17 protein-coding genes are annotated in these 16,885 nt (G+C 60.4%); 11 read left to right on the top strand and 6 right to left on the bottom strand.

Annotation, left to right across the window (positions count from 1 at the left end; translation table 11 throughout):
* The first annotated feature begins 21 nt into the window (after positions 1-21).
* The 5 genes from KBY58_RS12990 (at position 22) to KBY58_RS04565 (ending at position 8,310) form a co-directional block, all read left to right on the top strand.
* Positions 22-183 carry a DUF86 domain-containing protein gene (locus KBY58_RS12990; protein WP_409995716.1) on the top strand — a complete coding sequence of 54 codons (162 nt, stop codon included), beginning with the start codon at positions 22-24 and terminating at the stop codon, positions 181-183.
* A 4-nt stretch (positions 184-187) separates the two neighbouring features.
* Positions 188-1,915: a DUF262 domain-containing protein gene (locus KBY58_RS04580; protein ID WP_255003178.1), complete on the top strand. Its 1,728-nt coding sequence runs from the start codon at positions 188-190 to the stop codon at positions 1,913-1,915.
* 5 nt (positions 1,916-1,920) lie between these two features.
* Positions 1,921-5,517: a DISARM system helicase DrmA gene (drmA, locus tag KBY58_RS04575; RefSeq protein ID WP_255003177.1), complete on the top strand. Its 3,597-nt coding sequence runs from the start codon at positions 1,921-1,923 to the stop codon at positions 5,515-5,517.
* On the top strand, positions 5,517-7,445 hold the full coding sequence (gene drmB, locus KBY58_RS04570) for a DUF1998 domain-containing protein (protein WP_255003176.1): 1,929 nt from the start codon (positions 5,517-5,519) through the stop codon (positions 7,443-7,445). The genes drmA and drmB overlap by 1 nt, the downstream gene beginning before the upstream one ends.
* A gap of 109 nt (positions 7,446-7,554) precedes the next feature.
* Complete coding sequence (locus KBY58_RS04565) at positions 7,555-8,310, top strand: phospholipase D-like domain-containing protein (RefSeq protein WP_255003175.1); 756 nt, start codon at positions 7,555-7,557, stop codon at positions 8,308-8,310.
* Here KBY58_RS04565 and KBY58_RS04560 read toward each other — a convergent pair.
* Positions 8,307-8,525, bottom strand: coding sequence for a hypothetical protein (locus tag KBY58_RS04560; RefSeq protein WP_255003174.1), 219 nt, complete (start codon positions 8,523-8,525; stop codon positions 8,307-8,309). The two genes, KBY58_RS04565 and KBY58_RS04560, sit on opposite strands and share 4 nt — an antisense overlap.
* A 111-nt stretch (positions 8,526-8,636) precedes the next feature.
* On the opposite strand from KBY58_RS04560, the gene KBY58_RS04555 reads away from it, so the two are divergent.
* The 4 genes from KBY58_RS04555 to KBY58_RS04540 all read left to right on the top strand — a co-directional run bounded on the left by KBY58_RS04555 (position 8,637) and on the right by KBY58_RS04540 (position 11,250).
* Entirely contained in the window at positions 8,637-8,888 is a 252-nt protein-coding gene (locus tag KBY58_RS04555) for a BrxE family protein (protein WP_255003172.1), read from the top strand.
* Entirely contained in the window at positions 8,885-9,208 is a 324-nt protein-coding gene (locus KBY58_RS04550) for a hypothetical protein (protein WP_255003171.1), read from the top strand. Before KBY58_RS04555 ends, KBY58_RS04550 begins: the two co-directional genes overlap by 4 nt.
* 145 nt (positions 9,209-9,353) lie before the next feature.
* The gene (locus KBY58_RS04545) at positions 9,354-10,985 is read left to right on the top strand and encodes an ATP-binding protein (RefSeq protein WP_255003170.1); all 1,632 of its coding nucleotides are present in this window, start codon (positions 9,354-9,356) and stop codon (positions 10,983-10,985) included.
* A 73-nt stretch (positions 10,986-11,058) separates the two neighbouring features.
* Positions 11,059-11,250 carry a hypothetical protein gene (locus tag KBY58_RS04540; protein WP_255003169.1) on the top strand — a complete coding sequence of 64 codons (192 nt, stop codon included), beginning with the start codon at positions 11,059-11,061 and terminating at the stop codon, positions 11,248-11,250.
* A 320-nt stretch (positions 11,251-11,570) separates the two neighbouring features.
* Here the strand turns inward: KBY58_RS04540 and KBY58_RS04535 are convergent, their stop codons facing one another.
* Entirely contained in the window at positions 11,571-12,008 is a 438-nt protein-coding gene (locus tag KBY58_RS04535) for a hypothetical protein (protein WP_255003168.1), read from the bottom strand.
* Positions 12,009-12,099: 91 nt separating this feature from the next.
* Between KBY58_RS04535 and KBY58_RS04530 the strand changes: the two genes are divergently transcribed.
* Positions 12,100-13,635, top strand: coding sequence for a peptide ligase PGM1-related protein (locus KBY58_RS04530; RefSeq protein ID WP_255003166.1), 1,536 nt, complete (start codon positions 12,100-12,102; stop codon positions 13,633-13,635).
* A gap of 29 nt (positions 13,636-13,664) precedes the next feature.
* Here the strand turns inward: KBY58_RS04530 and KBY58_RS04525 are convergent, their stop codons facing one another.
* The 4 genes from KBY58_RS04525 to KBY58_RS04510 all read right to left on the bottom strand — a co-directional run bounded on the left by KBY58_RS04525 (position 13,665) and on the right by KBY58_RS04510 (position 16,324).
* Positions 13,665-13,910, bottom strand: a complete 246-nt coding sequence (locus KBY58_RS04525) for a DUF2811 domain-containing protein (RefSeq protein ID WP_255003165.1) — start codon at positions 13,908-13,910, stop codon at positions 13,665-13,667.
* Positions 13,911-14,292: 382 nt separating this feature from the next.
* Positions 14,293-14,979 (bottom strand): hypothetical protein, encoded by a 687-nt coding sequence (locus KBY58_RS04520; RefSeq protein WP_255003164.1) that lies wholly within the window; start codon positions 14,977-14,979, stop codon positions 14,293-14,295.
* A 35-nt stretch (positions 14,980-15,014) separates the two neighbouring features.
* Entirely contained in the window at positions 15,015-15,662 is a 648-nt protein-coding gene (locus tag KBY58_RS04515) for a TMEM165/GDT1 family protein (protein WP_255003163.1), read from the bottom strand.
* A gap of 2 nt (positions 15,663-15,664) precedes the next feature.
* Positions 15,665-16,324, bottom strand: coding sequence for a ParB-like protein (locus KBY58_RS04510; protein ID WP_255003162.1), 660 nt, complete (start codon positions 16,322-16,324; stop codon positions 15,665-15,667).
* 82 nt (positions 16,325-16,406) lie between these two features.
* Between KBY58_RS04510 and KBY58_RS04505 the strand changes: the two genes are divergently transcribed.
* Positions 16,407-16,885 (top strand): sirohydrochlorin chelatase (locus KBY58_RS04505; protein WP_255003161.1); only part of this gene is annotated, 479 nt, incomplete at its 3' end.

Below are 16,885 nucleotides of genomic sequence, written 5' to 3'. Positions count from 1 at the left end.
GACGAGGGTCGTTTTGCCCAGATCGATCAGGCACCACAGATCATCAGCTTTCGCAACAAGCTCACCCACGAGTACGCCATCATCAACGACCGACTGGTCTGGGGCGTCATCCAGAACAACCTGCCTGCTCTTCTCAAGCAGTGCAACCAGCTCCTGAGCGATATCGAGGGAGAGACAAGCTGAATCCATGGCCAAAGCCGAATCCACCGTCGAAGAACTCGTCAGCAAGATTGAGCGCGGTGAGTTGCGTCTGCCTGAGATGCAGCGGCGCTACGTCTGGCGTTCCAGCCGAGTGCGCGATCTGCTTGATTCCCTTTACCGCGGCTATCCCTCCGGTGCCATTCTGATCTGGGAAACCGATGAGGTGGTTCCCCAGCAGGCGTTTGCGATCGAGCAGCAGTCCAACCCCTACGCCAAGACCCAGCTCCTTCTGGATGGTCAACAGCGGCTCACGTCCCTCTCGGCAGTGATTCGTGGCAAGCCAGTTCAGGTGAATGGTCGCGTCCGGCCGATTGAGATGTTGTTCAACCTCGAGCACCCGGATGCCCTCCCCTTCGTCACTGAAGTGGACGACAACAACATTGACGCTCCTGAATACAGCGACGACGGGGAAGAGCCGATCGATGAAGAGGTCGATGCCACAGAAGATGAACTGCAGAAGCGCTTCGACAAGATGACCTTCGTGGTCAGCACACGCAAGCTCGAACAGCTGCCCCAGTGGGTGAAGGTCAGCGAGGTGTTTGCTGGATCGCATGACAACAATTACTTCCTTAAGCGAGCTGGCGTCACAAGCCTCGATGACCCACGTGCTGAGCGCTATACGCAGCGACTGAACCGACTCAAGGAGATTCGCAAGTACATCTACCGGATGGATGTGCTCGAAAGGTCCCTCTCCTACGACGAGGTCACCGAGATCTTCGTGCGGGTGAATTCCCTGGGCGCAAAGCTACGCAGCTCTGATCTTGCCCTGGCTCAGATCACCGCCAAGTGGCGTGGCTCTCTGAAAGTGTTCCAGGCCTTCCAGGCCGATTGCACCAAAGACGGGTTTGAGCTCGACCTGGGCCTCCATCTGAAGAACCTGGTCGCCCATGCCACTGGCCAGTCCCGTTTCCTCACCGTTTCCAACCTCACCCTCGATGCGTTGAAGAGCGGCTGGGACGATGGCTGCCGCGGCATGGAATTCGCGATCAACTTCCTGCGCAGCAATGCCGGCATCACCAGCCCGGCCCTGCTGGCCTCGCCGTTCCTGCTGATCAGCCTGGGCTTCTATGGGGCCCAGCGCTCCTACAAGCTCGCAGCTTCTGAAGCGCACAGCCTACGCCGCTGGGTGTTGCTCGCCAATGCCAAGGGCCGTTACAGCCGAGGTTCGAGCGAAACCCTCCTCGATCAAGACCTCAAGATCCTCCGCGATGGCGGCGGCTTTCAAGAGCTGCTTGATAGGTTGCGCACCCAGGTGGGACGGTTGGATGTCACCCCTGAGGAGCTGGAAGGCCGGAATCAGCGCAGCGCCCTGTTCAAGACGATGTTCCTGGCCTTTCAATCTGCCGGCGCCCGCGATTGGCATTCCAACCTGGTCATCGCCCTCAGCCATGTGGGCAATGCCCACCAGCTGCAGTTCCACCACATCTTCCCCAAGGCTGTTCTCAAGAGCACTGCCACCACCCGGGAGACAGATGACATCGCCAACCTCGCCTTCATCAGCGGCAAGGCCAACCGCAAGATCAGCGCCAAGGAGCCTGCCCTCTACTTCCCTGAGGTGCGAAAGACCAATGGCGAGCAGCCGTTCAAGAGCCAGTGCATCCCCACCGACCCTGACATGCTTTCTATTGAGCGCTACAAAGCGTTCTTGGCGGAGCGGCGGCGCTTGATCGCTGAGCGGCTGAACACATTTCTCAGTAGCAGCGAGGAGGCGTAGCAACCATGGAACCCAATCCTTCCGCTCTCATCCAGGCTGAGGCCTCACCAGAAGCCAGAACCCTGACCTCCAACTCCACCAGCGCAGCAGTGCGTGAACAGCTGATCCAGGCCTTGGAATTGGATCTGGTAGGGCCAACAACAACTGTGCTTGCCCAACTGCAAGCTGCAGGTGAATTAGCGCAGGCCGCTGAACTGGATGCCGAGCTGCTTGATCGCAGCCCCAGCCGCTGGTACCAAACCGGCTTTCTCATCCCCAGCGAAACCAGCCTGGAGATCAAGGCCGATGACACAGCCGACGACGATCTCGCCGGCCTAGATGGCCAAAATCTTTCCCGCGGCGATCAAAAAACGCGCGGCAAAGCTGCTGCCGACGATACCGGCGCCAGTGAAGGCGGTCCGGCGAGAAAAGTTTTCTTCCCCTCTTCGATTGGGTTGAGCTTCCTAATTGGCCAACCCACAGACCTCCAAATTGAAATCCACTGGGCCAATTACAAACGCGTTCCGCCACCGGAAGGCAGCACTGCCGATCAGGCATGGCAGCGCGAACCCCACAGCACACCCCTCACCCTGAAGGCATCGGATCTCGATCCCTCCCAGCCCGGCCTTAATCAAAAGGAGGTGCCCACAGCCAATGGCCTCTGGGCCCGCTGGCATGTGCGTTCCGCACCTGTTGGGCAGAGCTACCCACCTACGGCTGTTGCAGTGAGCCTTTTCCTCACCAATGAACGCCGCTACGACGGTGTCAGCAGCGACGACCGTGATGCCGCCAGCGCCTTTCAGGTTCAGCTGAATGTGGCGTGCGCCGAGGCTTTCCTTGCGCGTTGCGATCCCCGCGCCGCCGACCACCAGGCCTCAGTAGGCGACTGGGATCAACGGGTCAACAACCTGCACTATCGCAATGATCTCGAATTTGCGGTGGGCCACAACATTTCGCCCCAGCCAGTTGTACTGGCTGGAAAATGCAATTTGCTGCAGACCACCTGGCTACCCCAGGCCACTATTGAGAAGGTGAGCCCGGCCAAGCTTCCAAAAGTCAGGCTGGCAATGGGGGATCTGGACGAGCTCGCTAGCGCCGGAGCTGGGCAGATTCAAGCCGCCCTGCAACCCCTTGTTGATCAATACAAGCAATGGATTTCAGACCAAGCCACCACAGCAGGCTTCAGCCCAGAGCAACAGCGCACGGCCAGCGAAATGCTGAACGAAGCCAATAAACAGGCGCAACGGATTCAGCACGGTATTGATCTGCTTAGCGACCCCCAGGTAAGGCTCGCTTTCGCCATCGCTAACCGGGTAATGGCCCAGGCGGCCCGCCAGCGTTTTGGCGTGATGGAAGGCCGCGACCCAAGGGCAGTGGAGCCTGAATGGCGCCCTTTCCAGTTGGCATTCGTGTTGATGAACCTGGTGGGGATGCGTCAGCCCGAAAGCCCAGAGCGGGAAACAATTGATCTGCTCTTCTTCCCCACCGGTGGCGGCAAGACCGAGGCATACCTGGGCTTGGCGGCTTACACCTTGGTGCTCAGGCGTCTGCGCCATGGCGGCTCAATCCATTCAGCCGGGATGAGCGTTTTGATGCGCTACACCCTGCGCCTGCTCACCCTGGATCAACTCGGCCGGGCATCCACCCTGATTTGCGCGCTGGAAATAGAGCGACAGAAAGATCCAGCCACCCTGGGCGAATGGCCTTTTGAAATTGGCCTTTGGGTCGGGCAAAGCGGCACCCCCAACAAGCTTGGCCGCAGCGGTGATGCCGATACCAACAGTGCCCGTTCCAGAGTTCTTGCCTGGACAGGCGGCGACAACAAGCCCATTCCGATTGATAACTGCCCATGGTGCGGCACCCAGCTGGGTAAGGCCTCACTACACGACGATCGTCCGGCAGTTGTCCGCGGCGTTTTCCGTTTGCTGCCCGATGCCGACCACCCCACCGAGCTAAGGGTTTGCTGCCGCAACCGGCAATGCCGCTTTTCAGGAGACAACACCTTGCCCCTGGTAGCCGTTGATGAAATGCTCTACCAGCGGCTGCCCGCCTTCGTAATAGCCACTGTCGACAAATTTGCAGCGCTGCCCTGGGTGGGCCCCACTGGCAAATTATTTGGTCATGTGAGCCATGCCCAGGGCACCAAGGGCTTCTCAGGGCCAGGTGATCCGCCATCTGCTCAGGCCGGCCAGCCCTTACCCGATGGATTGGAACCACCTGATCTGATTATCCAGGACGAACTCCACTTGATCTCTGGGCCATTGGGCTCGATGGGCGGCCTCTACGAAGCTGTGATTGATGAGCTCTGCACCCGGGAGTGCAATGGGCAGCGAATTCGTCCCAAGGTGGTGGCATCCACTGCCACTGTGCGCCGTGCCACCCAGCAGATGCGGGCCCTGTTTGCCCGTAAGGGCACACCCGCAATTTTTCCTGCGCCGGGCCCCGATCGCCGCGATTCCTTCTTTTCCAAAACCGAGCCTCTTTCAGAAGCCCCGGGCCGGGTGTATCTGGGTATCTCTGCGCCGGGCCGCAACCAGAAGGCCTTACTGCTGAGGGTTGGCCTGGCCCTGCTAGCCACTGGCCAGAAGCTTTCTAAGCAGGCCCAGCAAGAGCGCAAGCGCCAGGAAAAGGCCGGAGAGATTCCTGGTCCAAATCCAGTGGATCCATACCTAACCCTGCTGGGCTACTTCAACACCATCAAGGAGCTCGGTATCACCAGACGCCTGATTGAAGAAGAGGTCACTTCCCAGCTCACCACCTACGACCAACGCCGGCGCCTAGTTGGCGATCCTCAACCGCGCTACGCCAAACGCAAGATCGCCAATGAGCCCCTGGAACTCACCTCTCGGGTTCCCACATCGGAGGTGAGTACCACCAAAGCCCGCCTTGCCCAGAGGTTTGACGAGGGTGAGCCCGTGGATACGGCACTAGCTACCAACATGATTTCTGTGGGCCTCGACATCAGTCGCCTAGGCCTGATGGTGATGCTGGGCCAGCCCAAAACAACCGCCGAATACATCCAGGCCAGTAGCCGGGTAGGCCGAGATTCACAAAGGCCGGGGCTGGTAGTAGTACTGCTCAATCCCAACCGCCCCCGTGACCGCTCCCACTACGAGCGGTTTAGTTTCTGGCATTCGGTCTTCTACCGAGATGTGGAGGCCACCAGCGTCACCCCTTTCTCAAGGCGGGCTATTGAGCGTGGCCTTCCTGCCATCAGCGTGGCCTTGGCCAGGCACCTAAATCCCAAGCTCACCTGGGCTAAGGGTGCGGGCAACCATAAGGAGGTTGCAGCCACGGGCAGCCTGGTGGCTGAGCGCCTGGGTGAGCGGATAAGGCGCGCTGCCCCTGATGGTGATCAACTGGCAGCCACCGTGGTGGCCCAGGTGCAAAACCTGATGGATAAGTGGAGTCGCCTGGCCGATGAGAAGGGCGACTTGCTCCAGTACGGCCGAGAGGAGGGAGAAGCTCCTGCCTTGCTGCATTCGCCCCTTGATCCAGACCTCGATGAACTACCGCTGCTACAGAGGGAGTTCGTTGCCAACTGGAGCCTGCGCGATGTGGAGCCCACGGCGGGTCTGTTTGTGCAACGACCCGACAGCAGCGATGAAGGGGGTATGAACTGATGGCAGGCCGCGGCACTGGTAACCGATCCGTCAAACCCCAAGGGGAGGTGCGGCACAGCCAACTGATCACCACCTATGGCCCCGGCGCCATGGTGGATTTGCCCGATCATTCCGTTGTGATCGGTGGCCTCAACCTCTGGAGCTATGGAGCTGATCAGACCCCAGAAGATGTGGATGAGCCAAGGCTGCTCACCAAGTTGCGCCAGACCCTCAAGGTCCCCACTCTGAAACTACAAAAACCGCCGGTGCAAGACACCGGGCCAGGTGGCAGCAACCGTGGGGGCGGTATTCGCAGCCCCCAGTTCCCGAATTGGTTTGTGGCACAACTGGATCAGACAGAGGTCTGCGAAGGGCGTCGCTATCGCACCAGGCCCCTGGTTGAGGGCAGGCGGCTGGAAAAAGGTAAGTACCTAGATGTAGATCGCAAAAGCCATCGTGTTGTGCCGGTGCGTTTTGTACAGAGCTGCCCCAATGGCCACCTCAGCGATATTGAGTGGCGTGAATTCGTCCATGGCGGACGAACCAACTGCACAACCACCTTATGGCTGGACGAGGCGGGTTCGGGCAACGACTTCACCGAGATCTATGTGCGCTGCCCCCGTTGTGAAATACGCAGACGCCTCTCGGAGGCCAAGCAGAAGACAAAAGGAGAAGACGGCGACCGGCCTGCCTTGGGCTATTGCCAGGGCCACCGTCCTTGGCTGGGAAGCTATGGCCAGGAGCAGTGCGTCGCAGACATCAGTAAGCCGGGTGGCTACCCCAACCGTCTCCTGGTGCGTTCCGCCAGTAATGCCTATTTCCCCGAGCTGATCTCTGCTATCTCCATACCCGAACCCATCGACGCAGTTCGCGAGGTGATCGGCAAGCATCTCAAGCAATTCGAGAAGATCAATTCAGCAGAGAAACTGGCTTTTTGGCTTGAAGACTTTGCACCCGAGCACATTGCGCAATTCTTAAAAGGGCAAGACCCAGAGCAGATCTACGTTGCCTTGGAAGCCGTTAGAGGTAATTCTGAGCAGGCTCCACCCAATAGTGAGGCCCTGAAGCTGCAGGAGTTGAGGGCATTGATCGGGCCAGTGAGTGAACTTAAGCGCGAGCAGGGAAAAAACAGCTTTGAGGCCGAAGAAGTCGATCTAAGTGGTGTGGGTTCCTGGTTTAGCCAGCGGGTAACACGCGTCTTGAAAGTGCATCGGATGCGCGAAGTGATGGCATTGTTGGGTTTTACACGGCTGGAGGCTGTTGTTAGTCAGATCGATGGTGATCCCCTCGACCTTGGTGTCAAACGGGCCGCCATCGACGTGAAGGAACTAACTTGGCTGCCTGCAATTGAAAATCTTGGTGAAGGCATTTTTCTTCAGTTTTCAAAATCGCAAGTAGAGGGCTGGCTCAAGAGTGATGGTGTCCGTCAGCAGCTCTCCAAGCATGAACAAGCTTTCCAGGCATGGAACAGGGAGCACGGCCTAACTAAGGAGAAATTTGGCTGGCCAGGTGGTGGCTATCTGATGCTCCATAGCCTGGCCCATCTGTTGATTACACAGGCAGCACTGGATTGTGGCTATGGAGCCTCGGCAATCAAAGAGCGGATCTATGCATTTCCTGGTATTGGCTATGGAATCCTGCTTTATACCGGCGGTAGTGGTTCAGAGGGAACCCTCGGGGGCCTGGTTGCCCTGACCGATCGCGTTGAAGATCTGCTCAAGGCATCACTTGAAAGTGGTTCTCTTTGCTCTAACGACCCCTTTTGCTCTGGCCATGAGCCAAATGACCCTTTGGAAAAACGCTATGCCCATGGTGCTGCATGCCATGGCTGTTTGTTGATCGCTGAAACTAGCTGTGAGAGACGTAATGAATTCCTAGATCGTGCACTTGTAGTGCCTACTCTACAGACCGATGATGCCGCATTTTTCCCTGCAGATCTAATCGATTGAGGTGAAGCTTATGGGCCCACACCTTCCCACCCTAAGTAGGGCTCAGTTAGAGATTCTTCTAGATGCGCTAGATCCTCGTCTTGATGGTTTTGGCCAGGGTGATTCCTGCTTGGATGATGCCAGTGCTTTTTTGGCTCGGCTTAGTTTCAATGATTTATCTGCAGAGATTGATCTGGCAGCACTAATGCAGTGGCTCTCCGCTTGGCGTGATTCTGGAGGCACTAGAGCAACCCTTTCCCTTGCGGTAGAGGCTTTGCTGGCGCAACAACTGCAGCACGAGGATCTACAGGGTACGGAACTGGTTTGGTCGGGGCCCGATTGGGGTGCAGGAGCCAGGATGCGTGATCAATCTGTGTTGATTCAGCAGCTTGTAGAACAGGCAGAGCAGCGTTTGTTGATCACTACATATGCATTTTATAAGGGCCCATTTGTTGCGAGATTATTTGAGCAAATTAAAGCTTGTATGGATAAAAAGCCTCAACTTAAGGTGAGGCTTGTTTGCAATATAGCCCGCAGGAGGGGTGATGGCAGTTTGCCCGAGGCCCTGGTGGCCCATTTTCGAGAAAAAACTTGGAACAAGTTGTGGCAATCAAAGCCAGATGGCATCTCGCCAGATGTTTATTATGATCCCCGCTCAGTTCAGCTGGATGCTGTAGCTGTTTGCCATGTCAAAGCAGTCGTCTCTGATAATCAGTTACTTGTGACAAGCGCAAACATAACCGATGCGGCCCAGCTGCATAACTTTGAACTTGGTGTTCGCATGACCAGTAAGCTCCATTCCGATGCAACCTGGCAGCATTTTGATCAATTGATTGGCCAAGGAATGCTTACTCCGCTCATCGAAAAATCAACTGATAATTGCTAACTTCTGAACTTGTGCCACTCCCTTAGGGCATTGGCCTTGAGGGCGTCAGCAATCTTGTTGAGTTCTTGGACCTCCTCAGCACCGATGGGATCCCATGCCATCTCCTCAATCAGTTCGCCTGGCATTGGCTGATAGGTCTCCAGCCTGGCGGCCAGGCTGGACCGGGGTGTCACCGGCCGAATCAGCACTCCCTCGGCCACCACCTTGAGTTCCACTGTCTGATTGTCCCGAAGGTGTGCTTTCCGGGCAATGGTGGCAGTAGTTGCCAGAGCTGTGGCTGCGCTGCATCATCCTTGGTGTGGATTAGCAGCACTTCGCACTCCCCCTTGGACTTCCGCCAGCTCTTCAAGCTTCGCCTGGTGGTGGCGGCCCTGGGCGATACCCAGCGGCTGGGCTGGTGGAACGGCGGCGTGCTCACCGGCATGGGGGAGTACCTGTTTCAGCAGGGCTTTCCCCGCTCCTCTCCGTTCGCCCAGACCCGAGCTGGTTTCCGGGTGGCCCAGTTGGCCTGTGATGAAGCCCTGGCGATCCAGCCCAGCCAGCTGGTGGTGCCCTACCTGCAGGTGGCGGGCAGATGACAACGGCTACCAGGACCAAGCCCAAGGCCAAAGCGAAAGCAAAAACCACGATTGTTGCCACCTACCGCAGCGATGGCCTGATCCGCGGCCCCCTGATCAGCGACACCCTGCAGGCGCTCACCGCAGCCCCCGCAGAAGGTCTCAGTAGGAACGACATCGCGTCTGCCCTGGATGTGGAGCCAAGCTCCATCACGCCAGTCATCAAGCAGCTCAAGGAGTCCGGTCAGATCGAGCAGCTCGGGGCCGCCCGTGGTGCCAATTACCGGCTCAGTGAGCAGGGGCGTGAGGCCGTGGATAGGCAGGCAGGGGAAGACGGCTGATGGCAGCGCATAGCCGATCGAGGGGAGCTCACCGCCGGATCGAGGGGAGCTCGCTTACCAGGCGGCTCGATCTCATTGGCTCTGCTCGAGGACCAGCGGCATGAACGAAAACGCTTCTTAGCTGCCCACTGCAGAGAGCCTCACCGTGGAGTTCAAGGGTGACCGCAAGGAGCCTCTGAAAGATCGCGATCTCGCCTTGGCGGCTCTCTGCCTGGCCAATGCCCTGGGCGGCACCCTCTACCTGGGCATCGAAGACAACGGCACCGTCACGGGGTTGCATCCAACGCGTGATCGCCGCAAAAACCTTGCCGCCGTGATCGCGGAAGGCACCACGCCTCCGCTGTCCGTCTCGGTGGAGTGTCTGGAACTGAACGATCTTGTGGTGCTGCAGATCGATGTTCCCCTTGCTCAGGGCACGGTCTTCAGCCGCGACGGCCGTTGCCAGATCCGTAGCCTCGACCAGCAGGGCAAGCCGTTCTGCCGGCCCGCCAGCGCTGTGGATGTGATGCGGCGTTCCCACCAGCAGCTGGAGCTGGATTGGTCGGCCGAACCCCTGCTCACGGCCACACTGGACGATCTGAATCCCGCCGAGCGCCAGCGTCTGTGCACCATGGTGCGCACCTACAAAGGCGATCCCAGCCTGCTCGAGCTCAGCGACGACGAGCTTGATGGAGCCCTGGGCCTGGTGGGCCGCGATGTGCAAGGAACCCAACGGCCCACAGCGGCAGGCCTGTTGTTGCTGGGCTTTGAGGCGGCCATCCGGCGCTGCATCCCCGGCCATGAATGCGGCTTCCAGGTGCTGCAGGGAACGGAGGTGCGGATCAATCATTTCTGGCGATCACCACTTCTTGCCCTGGTGGAACAGGTCGAGCAGCGGATCGATCCCTTGCTCACGGAGCAGGAGCTGGATGTGGGCCTGTTCCGCGTGCCGGTGCCGAATCTCAGCAAGCGCGCCTTCCGCGAAGCCTTCATCAATGCCCTCGCCCACCGCGATTACACCCGCCTGGCCGCCGTGCATGTCACCTGGCAGCTCGGGGAGCAGCTGGTGATCAGCAACCCCGGCGGCTTCGTGCGTGGGGTCACCATCGACACCCTGCTCACGACGCCGCCCCGTTCCCGCAACCTTGCGCTGGCCGATGCCCTCAAGCGGATCGGCCTGGCAGAGCGCACCGGCCGGGGTGTGGACCGCATCTACCAGGAGCTACTGGAAGCGGGGCGCAATGCTCCCAACTACGGCCAATCCAGTCTGGATGACGTGGTGCTGCAGCTGAGCACCCAGCCAGCCAATCTGAAGTTGGTCGCCCTTTGGCAAGGGCAGCAACGGTTGAGTGGAGAACCGCTGGGCCTGCTCAGCTTGTTGCTGCTCCACACCCTGCATGAGCAGCGCCGCCTCACCACCGTTCAGCTAGCGGAAAGCCTGCACCGTGATGAGCCCACGATCAGGCGGCACCTGGAGCAGCTGGTGGAGGCCGATCTGGTGGCTGCTCAGGGGCAAGGGCGCGGTCGCAGCTACACCCTTTCGAAGCAGGTCTACCAAGCCTTCGATCAGGAAGCCGGATACCAACGCCAGAGTGCTTTCACCCCTGAAGAGATCGACCAACGCATTCTTGAGCTTGCCCGCCAGCGAGAGGTTCTGCGCCGGCGGGACCTGCTCCAGGCCCTCGGACTGGAGGAAAACCAAGCTACCCATGCCCTGCAGCGCCTTTCCAAACGCGGCGCCCTGATTCCGGAAGGGGTGGGCAAGGGCCGCACCTACCGCCTCCCGACAGCCGTATGAGTATTTACGAGCATGCACGTATAAATACAAGCACGCGTGTAATCTGCGCGTATCGGGTGTGCCGCCTCTCGCCATGACCGCTGCCGCCCCCAACAAGCTCCACCAGCGCTTCTGCCAGGAACTTGCCAGGCAGCTCAGCCAGCATCGTGTGCTGTTGATTCCAGGCGATTGGAGCGGCAAGAAGCTCTACTTGGAGCTCCGCGATGCCGCCACCGATCTGGTGCTGCACCGCAGCGCCGATTTGCCGGTGGATTTGATCGGGTGATGGCTCCTGTTCCCTACCACTTGGGCGGCTTGCCTCCGCCACAGCTCGATTGGCAGCAGCTGATCCCGCTGCTGGGCCCTGCATACGCCATCCGGGCCTGCCACGAGGGGCGTCTGGAGGGGCCACCATGACCCCTCTTGTGGATCACAAAACCCCAATCCGTGATCCACAAAGCCTTTTGTCGTTCACCCGTGATCCACAAGCCACCCTTCCCGCGACGCCCTTAACAACAAGGTCAATCAGGTCTTTGCGGGCAAGTGTGTCCGTAGCAGCCATTGAGCTGGGCCTCACGGTGGTGAGGGACACCCTGGCCACTGGGCCTACTTGGAGTAGTTCTCCAGGGTGTTGAGGCCCCTGCGCAGCAGATCCTGGGATTGCTCAAGCAGCCGTTGCTTGTCGCTGCGGAAGCTGCAGCTGGTGGTGCGGTACTGCACGGTGCGGCTAAAGGGCACGTACCAAACCGCCCCCACCTTGCAGAAATTGCGCCCGTTTTGGGCCGGCACCCCCACCAGGGCCTCGCCGCCAAGGCAGCGGTAGCCCCCTTGACCCTCCTTGACGCAGGGGCCCAGGTTTTTGAAAAACACGTCCTTGCCCTGGAGCCGGTAGGTCTCGTTGGCAAAGCCAGCAAATGACACCGGGTTGTAGCTAAAAGGTGCCGCCAGGGCGGGCGAGCCCAATCCCGTCAGCACTGCCACGGCGGCCAGGCCCGCGGGGCCAGCCAAATCAGCAAGCAGGTGGTTGGCGATGCGGCGCAGCATGGAACACGGCTAAAGCTCATCCCATTTTGGCCTGGGGCGTTTTTTGCGGCTTAGCTAGCCACACTTGAAGCGCATAAGGCCCCTGCAGCGAATGCCCCTTTCATTTGCCGAACTCCAACAGCAGCTCCAACCTGCATGGGGGCAGGAGAACGGGGCCAAGGGCGCCGATGTGGACCTGCTGGTGGTGCCTTCGCTGAGCATGGATCCGGCCCAGATGGCCATGATCACTGGGGCGCACCACTACGAGGAGCGCCAGCTGTTCTCCCTGATACGGCTCCGGGATCCAGGCGTGCGGGCGATTTATGTGACCAGCAAGTTGCTGCCGGAGCTGGTGGTGGATGCGGTGCTGGAGCTGCTGCCGGGGGTGCCCACCTCCCATGCCCGCCGGCGCTTACATCTCTTCGACACCGACGACGCCTCGCCCCGCTCCCTCACCGAAAAGCTGCTGGAGCGCCCGGCCCTACTGGCTCGGATCAAGGATCTGCTGCGCCCCGGCCGCAGTTTGATGACCTGCTTTGTGGTCAGCGAGCAGGAAAAACGGCTCTCCGAGCTGTTGCAAATTCCCCTGCTGGGCACCGACCCTGCCCTGGGTTACTGGGGCAGCAAGGCGGGGAGTCGGGAGCTATTTGCCGCCTGCGGTGTGCCCCATCCCGCCGGCAGTGGCCTGGTTTACAACCTCGATGACCTGGCGGAAGCCACCGCAACGCTCTGGGAAGACCAGCCCGATTTAGGCCGCTGTGTGGTCAAGCTCAACGAGGGCTTCAGCGGGGAGGGCAATGCCCCCTTTGAACTGGCGCCGCTCCAGCTGGAGGGCCGCAGTGGCCGCGAGCGACGCCAGCTAATTCGCCAATCCCTGGAGCAGTTGCCTATGCCTGCCCCCTCCTGGCGGCTCCTACTCGGCGATCGGGGTGCCCTGGTGGAGGCCTGGCTGGAGGGCGGCGATGGCCTGAGTTCACCCAGCGTGCAGGGCACGATCTATCCCGGCGGTGCCGTGGATGTGCTCTCCACCCATGAGCAGATCCTTGGTGGCCCCAGCGGCCAGACCTACCTGGGTTGCCAGTTTCCCTGCGCCGACCCCTATCGCCTCGAGTTGATGCGCCACGGCCAGGCCGTCGGTGAAGCCCTAGCCCAGCGGGGTTGCCTGGAGCGCTATGCCGTGGATTTCATCGCCCGCCGTTTTGGTGATCGCTGGGATCTGCAGGCGATTGAGGTCAACCTGCGCCAGGGTGGCACCACCCACCCCTACATGGCCCTGCGGGCGATCACCACCGGTGAGCTGGATCCGGCCACTGGCCTGTTTATGGCCCCCACCGGCCAACCCCTGCACTACCAGGCCAGCGACAACCTGGCGGATCCGGCCCTTAGGGGTCTGTTGCCCGCCGATCTGATCGACATCGTGGCCGAGGCCGACCTCCACTACGACCCGGCCCGGCTGCGCGGCAGCGTGTTTCACCTGCTCGGTTGCCTCTCGGAATTCGGCAAGTTGGGCATGACCTGCGTTGGTGGCAGTGCCGCCGAGGCCCAGGCGGTCTATCGGGCCACGGAAAGCCAGCTGATCGGCAGTGCCCAGCTGATCGGCAGTGCCCAGCTGATCGGCAGTGCCCAGTTGATCGCTAGTGCCCCGTAAACAGCCCGGCCGTAGGCCGGCAAATCTCCTTAGGGAACGCTAGAGCCACTGTTGGCAGTTGCCCTCTGGAACAGGCCATTGAGGTAGTGGCGCGCCACGGCCCGGTCCTTGCAGCCATGTTGGAAGAGAAAGCCCGCCAGAGCTGCCTGCATCAGCCGGTATTGGTCCCATTGGGGGTGGAGGCGCACAAACTCCTTCATCGCATCGAAGAGGTCTTCAGGGAATTGGTTTTCAACGCTGACGCTGCTGGGGGCGTGGTCGGGGATCTGCTGCATGCGCCCTATTTGCTCGCTTCTGGTTGGCTCGGATCCACCTTGGCCTGCCAGGCAAAATCCCGATCTCGGGCCTGTCTCTCGTGACGGCATCTGAGAAATCAGTGCCCGGAGCTGTTTTGGCTGCTTTGATCGCCGCTGGCTGGAACCACTGGCAGCCTGACTGCAGGCGTCAAGCGATTCGCCCGTTTCCCCACCCCCCGCTTAAAGCTTTTGCGGCCATTGGGCTTTCCGCTCCAGCGCCTGTGGAAAACCCCGGTTTGGCTTGGGGAAAAGTGCCGGCGCCGGTGGAAAAAATCTGCCCACAGCTTTGCTGATCGGTGCGCCCCATTCCCCCAGACCTTCGTATGTCCCGGGTTCCTGTTGGCCAGCTAGGCCAATGGGCTCAGCTGGCGGGTTGCCAATCGGCAGGGGGTTCGGGCTTATCGGTTTCCTTCAGCGACGGGAAGGTGCTGCGAATGAATTCGATAACCCCAGTGCGCACCTGGGCCCGGAAGGCTTCGGCCCCTTCCCCCTGGAGCACCAAATAGCTGCTGGGGTTTGCCGCCGTTTCTGGCCGGAGCGCCTTCCATTTGCTGTGGCCCTGGGCCTTGGCGGCCTCCAGCGGTGCATCGAAATCAAAACTGAGGCTGCGGCCCTGACTTTCCGCCCCAGCCACCCACTGCTCCCGCAGGCTGATCAACTCCTTTGCCTTGATCGTGTCGGGCAGGCCGAGCACCGGTTGGTAATAGGCAAGGGCGCGCAGCTCCTCCTCCAAAACGATTTGCCAGGCCCCGAGCTCGTCTTCGGCCAGGCCAAGCTCAGGGGCACTGGCTTTCATGGCATCGCAATAGCTCGATAACCACAGGTAGTGGGCCTTGTCCTGGATGGCTTTTTTGACCGAACCCTTGCCAGAAACCCTTTTGGGCAGCGCACCTTCAGCCTTTCGCAGAAACTGGCGGTCTTCCAGTTCGAGGTTGATCGCGCCCCAGCGCTGGCGGTATTCCCAGAGCTCTTCGTACTTGCGTACTTCCTCGGCGGTCCACCCCAGGGTCAGGAGTTCTGGTCCACGGCTTGATTCGTCTTTAGCCACCGATTGCTTAGCTGCACTGAAAGGCAGCGTAGTTGTCAGACCAGGGCTTGTTTGAGGGCCACCAGACCAAAGGCCAGAAATAGGCCACCACTGAGCCGGTAGAGCAGCTGTTCATCTACCCGTTGACCGATCCACTTCCCCGCGTTTACCGCCAGGGCCGTAACTAGGCCATGGCCAGCAAGGGATCCAGCCAGCAGCCCCGCAAAACTAAAGGCCGGTGCCGTGGCCAGGAAAATTGTGGCGAACTGGGTGCGATCACCTAGTTCGGCAATAAACACCAGCACGAAGGCTTCCCAGATCACCCCCCAGGCCGAATCAAAGTTTTTGCTGCTTTCGGCTTCATTCACGATTGCTTCTGCCTGTTCGGCCTCCTGGTTGGCCGCTTGGGCCCCCAGGCCCTGGGCTTCGAGCAGCAGCTTCAGGCCGAAACCGAGGAAGAGCGCCGCAGCCAGCCAGGGCACCACCGCCTCGGGCAGGATTCCCTTGAAGCCATAACCCAGGCCCAGGGAAATCATGGTCACGGCGGCCAGGGCCGCAAAGGCCCCCACAAACACCCAACGGCGCGGGTGGCGGATCGCCAGGATCAAGGCCATAAAGAAGGTCTTGTCGCCCAATTCCGCCAGGCTGATCGCCGTGAGGCTGGAGCCAAATGCCGCCAGGCCAGAAGCTTCAGGCAGGGCCATGGTCAGGGGTTGGGGCCTTTCCAGCCTGCCAGGTGGGATGCGGCCCGTGATCGGGCAAAGGCCCGTGCCGCCGGTAGGGCGGGATCGAGTTGCCCCGAGCTGAAGGGCGGCAATGCCCTGCTGCGTAACCAGGCGCCCCAGCGGAATTCATGGAAGGGAATTAGGGGGGCTGGATCAATCAGCTTTTCCTTTTTGAGCTTCCAGACCAGGCTTCTGTAGGGGTCGTCCTGCAGGCCGCTTAGCTGCGGTGGCAGGGCCGCCGGATCAAGGGGGCCGAGGCCCCGGCCGTCGTAGAGGTACAGCCAGCCCCGGGTATTTAGCTCGGCGAGCACCTGCTGGCGATCGGAGCAGTCCAGTTGCAGGGCCACATAGCCAAAGGCCGTGGCCTCTGGTTGGAGCTCGAATAGGGCCCTGAGGCGATGGTGGCGATCCACCATCCACACTTCCCCCTTCTTACTGCGCACCAGCGGTACGGGTTTGGTGCCCAGATAGGAACGCAGCTCCTGGCCGCTTTCGCTCGAGAAATCACTTTGGCGACTGCGCACCTCGGCCAGGCCAACGCAGAGCTGGGTGGGCTGGAGCTGGGCGATGGGAATTTCCAGCAGCTTCGCCTTGGGGCCGGGGGGCGGAAGCTGTTGGAAGGGGGGCAGGCGTAGGGCCATGAATTGGGCCGCTTTGCCCCATCCTCGCCCTAAACGAATCTGCCCCCCCTGGCGATAGGGTCAATGTCAGGTGCAATCGGCCATGACAGCCCCTGGGCCAGCAGTTCTTCGGGAGGGGCCCCATGGCCCGATTGGGGTTTTGGTTTGCGGCCATGGCAGCCGCAACAAGTTGGCGGTGGCCGAATTTGCCCAGCTAGCCCAGCAGCTCCAGGCGATTTTGCCCCAGGTGCCGGTGGAATACGGCTACCTGGAATTCGCCCGCCCGATCCTGCGCGATGGCCTGGAGGCCCTGAGGGCCCGGGGGGTGCGCCATGTGCTGGCGGTGCCGGCGATGCTGTTTGCGGCGGGCCATGCCAAAAACGACATCCCCTCCGTTCTCAATACCTACGCCGCCGAAACGGGTCTAAAGATCGACTACGGCCGGGAGTTGGGGGTGGACCTCAAGATGATCCAGGCGGCCGGTGCCCGCATTCGCGAGTGCCTTGACCGTGAAGGGAGTGATCGTGAAGAGAGTGATCACAAATCTCCGGCTTCAGATCTGAGCGACACCCTGTTGGTGGT

This window comes from Cyanobium sp. HWJ4-Hawea (genome assembly GCF_024345815.1).
Taxonomy (GTDB): Bacteria; Cyanobacteriota; Cyanobacteriia; order PCC-6307; family Cyanobiaceae; genus Cyanobium_A.
The sequence above is the reverse complement of the archived record's forward strand: the minus strand, read 5'-3'. Positions and strand labels throughout refer to the sequence as shown.

What these genes read in the sequence shown, in the direction of transcription:
- KBY58_RS04580 (WP_255003178.1), top strand. Translation starts at nt 188, where the DNA reads ATGGCCAAAGCCGAATCCACCGTCGAAGAACTCGTCAGCAAGATTGAG.
- drmA (WP_255003177.1), top strand. Translation starts at nt 1,921, where the DNA reads ATGGAACCCAATCCTTCCGCTCTCATCCAGGCTGAGGCCTCACCAGAA.
- drmB (WP_255003176.1), top strand. Translation starts at nt 5,517, where the DNA reads ATGGCAGGCCGCGGCACTGGTAACCGATCCGTCAAACCCCAAGGGGAG.
- KBY58_RS04550 (WP_255003171.1), top strand. Translation starts at nt 8,885, where the DNA reads ATGACAACGGCTACCAGGACCAAGCCCAAGGCCAAAGCGAAAGCAAAA.
- KBY58_RS04540 (WP_255003169.1), top strand. Translation starts at nt 11,059, where the DNA reads ATGACCGCTGCCGCCCCCAACAAGCTCCACCAGCGCTTCTGCCAGGAA.
- KBY58_RS04535 (WP_255003168.1), bottom strand. Translation starts at nt 12,008, where the DNA reads ATGCTGCGCCGCATCGCCAACCACCTGCTTGCTGATTTGGCTGGCCCC.
- KBY58_RS04530 (WP_255003166.1), top strand. Translation starts at nt 12,100, where the DNA reads ATGCCCCTTTCATTTGCCGAACTCCAACAGCAGCTCCAACCTGCATGG.
- KBY58_RS04525 (WP_255003165.1), bottom strand. Translation starts at nt 13,910, where the DNA reads ATGCAGCAGATCCCCGACCACGCCCCCAGCAGCGTCAGCGTTGAAAAC.
- KBY58_RS04515 (WP_255003163.1), bottom strand. Translation starts at nt 15,662, where the DNA reads ATGGCCCTGCCTGAAGCTTCTGGCCTGGCGGCATTTGGCTCCAGCCTC.
- KBY58_RS04510 (WP_255003162.1), bottom strand. Translation starts at nt 16,324, where the DNA reads ATGGCCCTACGCCTGCCCCCCTTCCAACAGCTTCCGCCCCCCGGCCCC.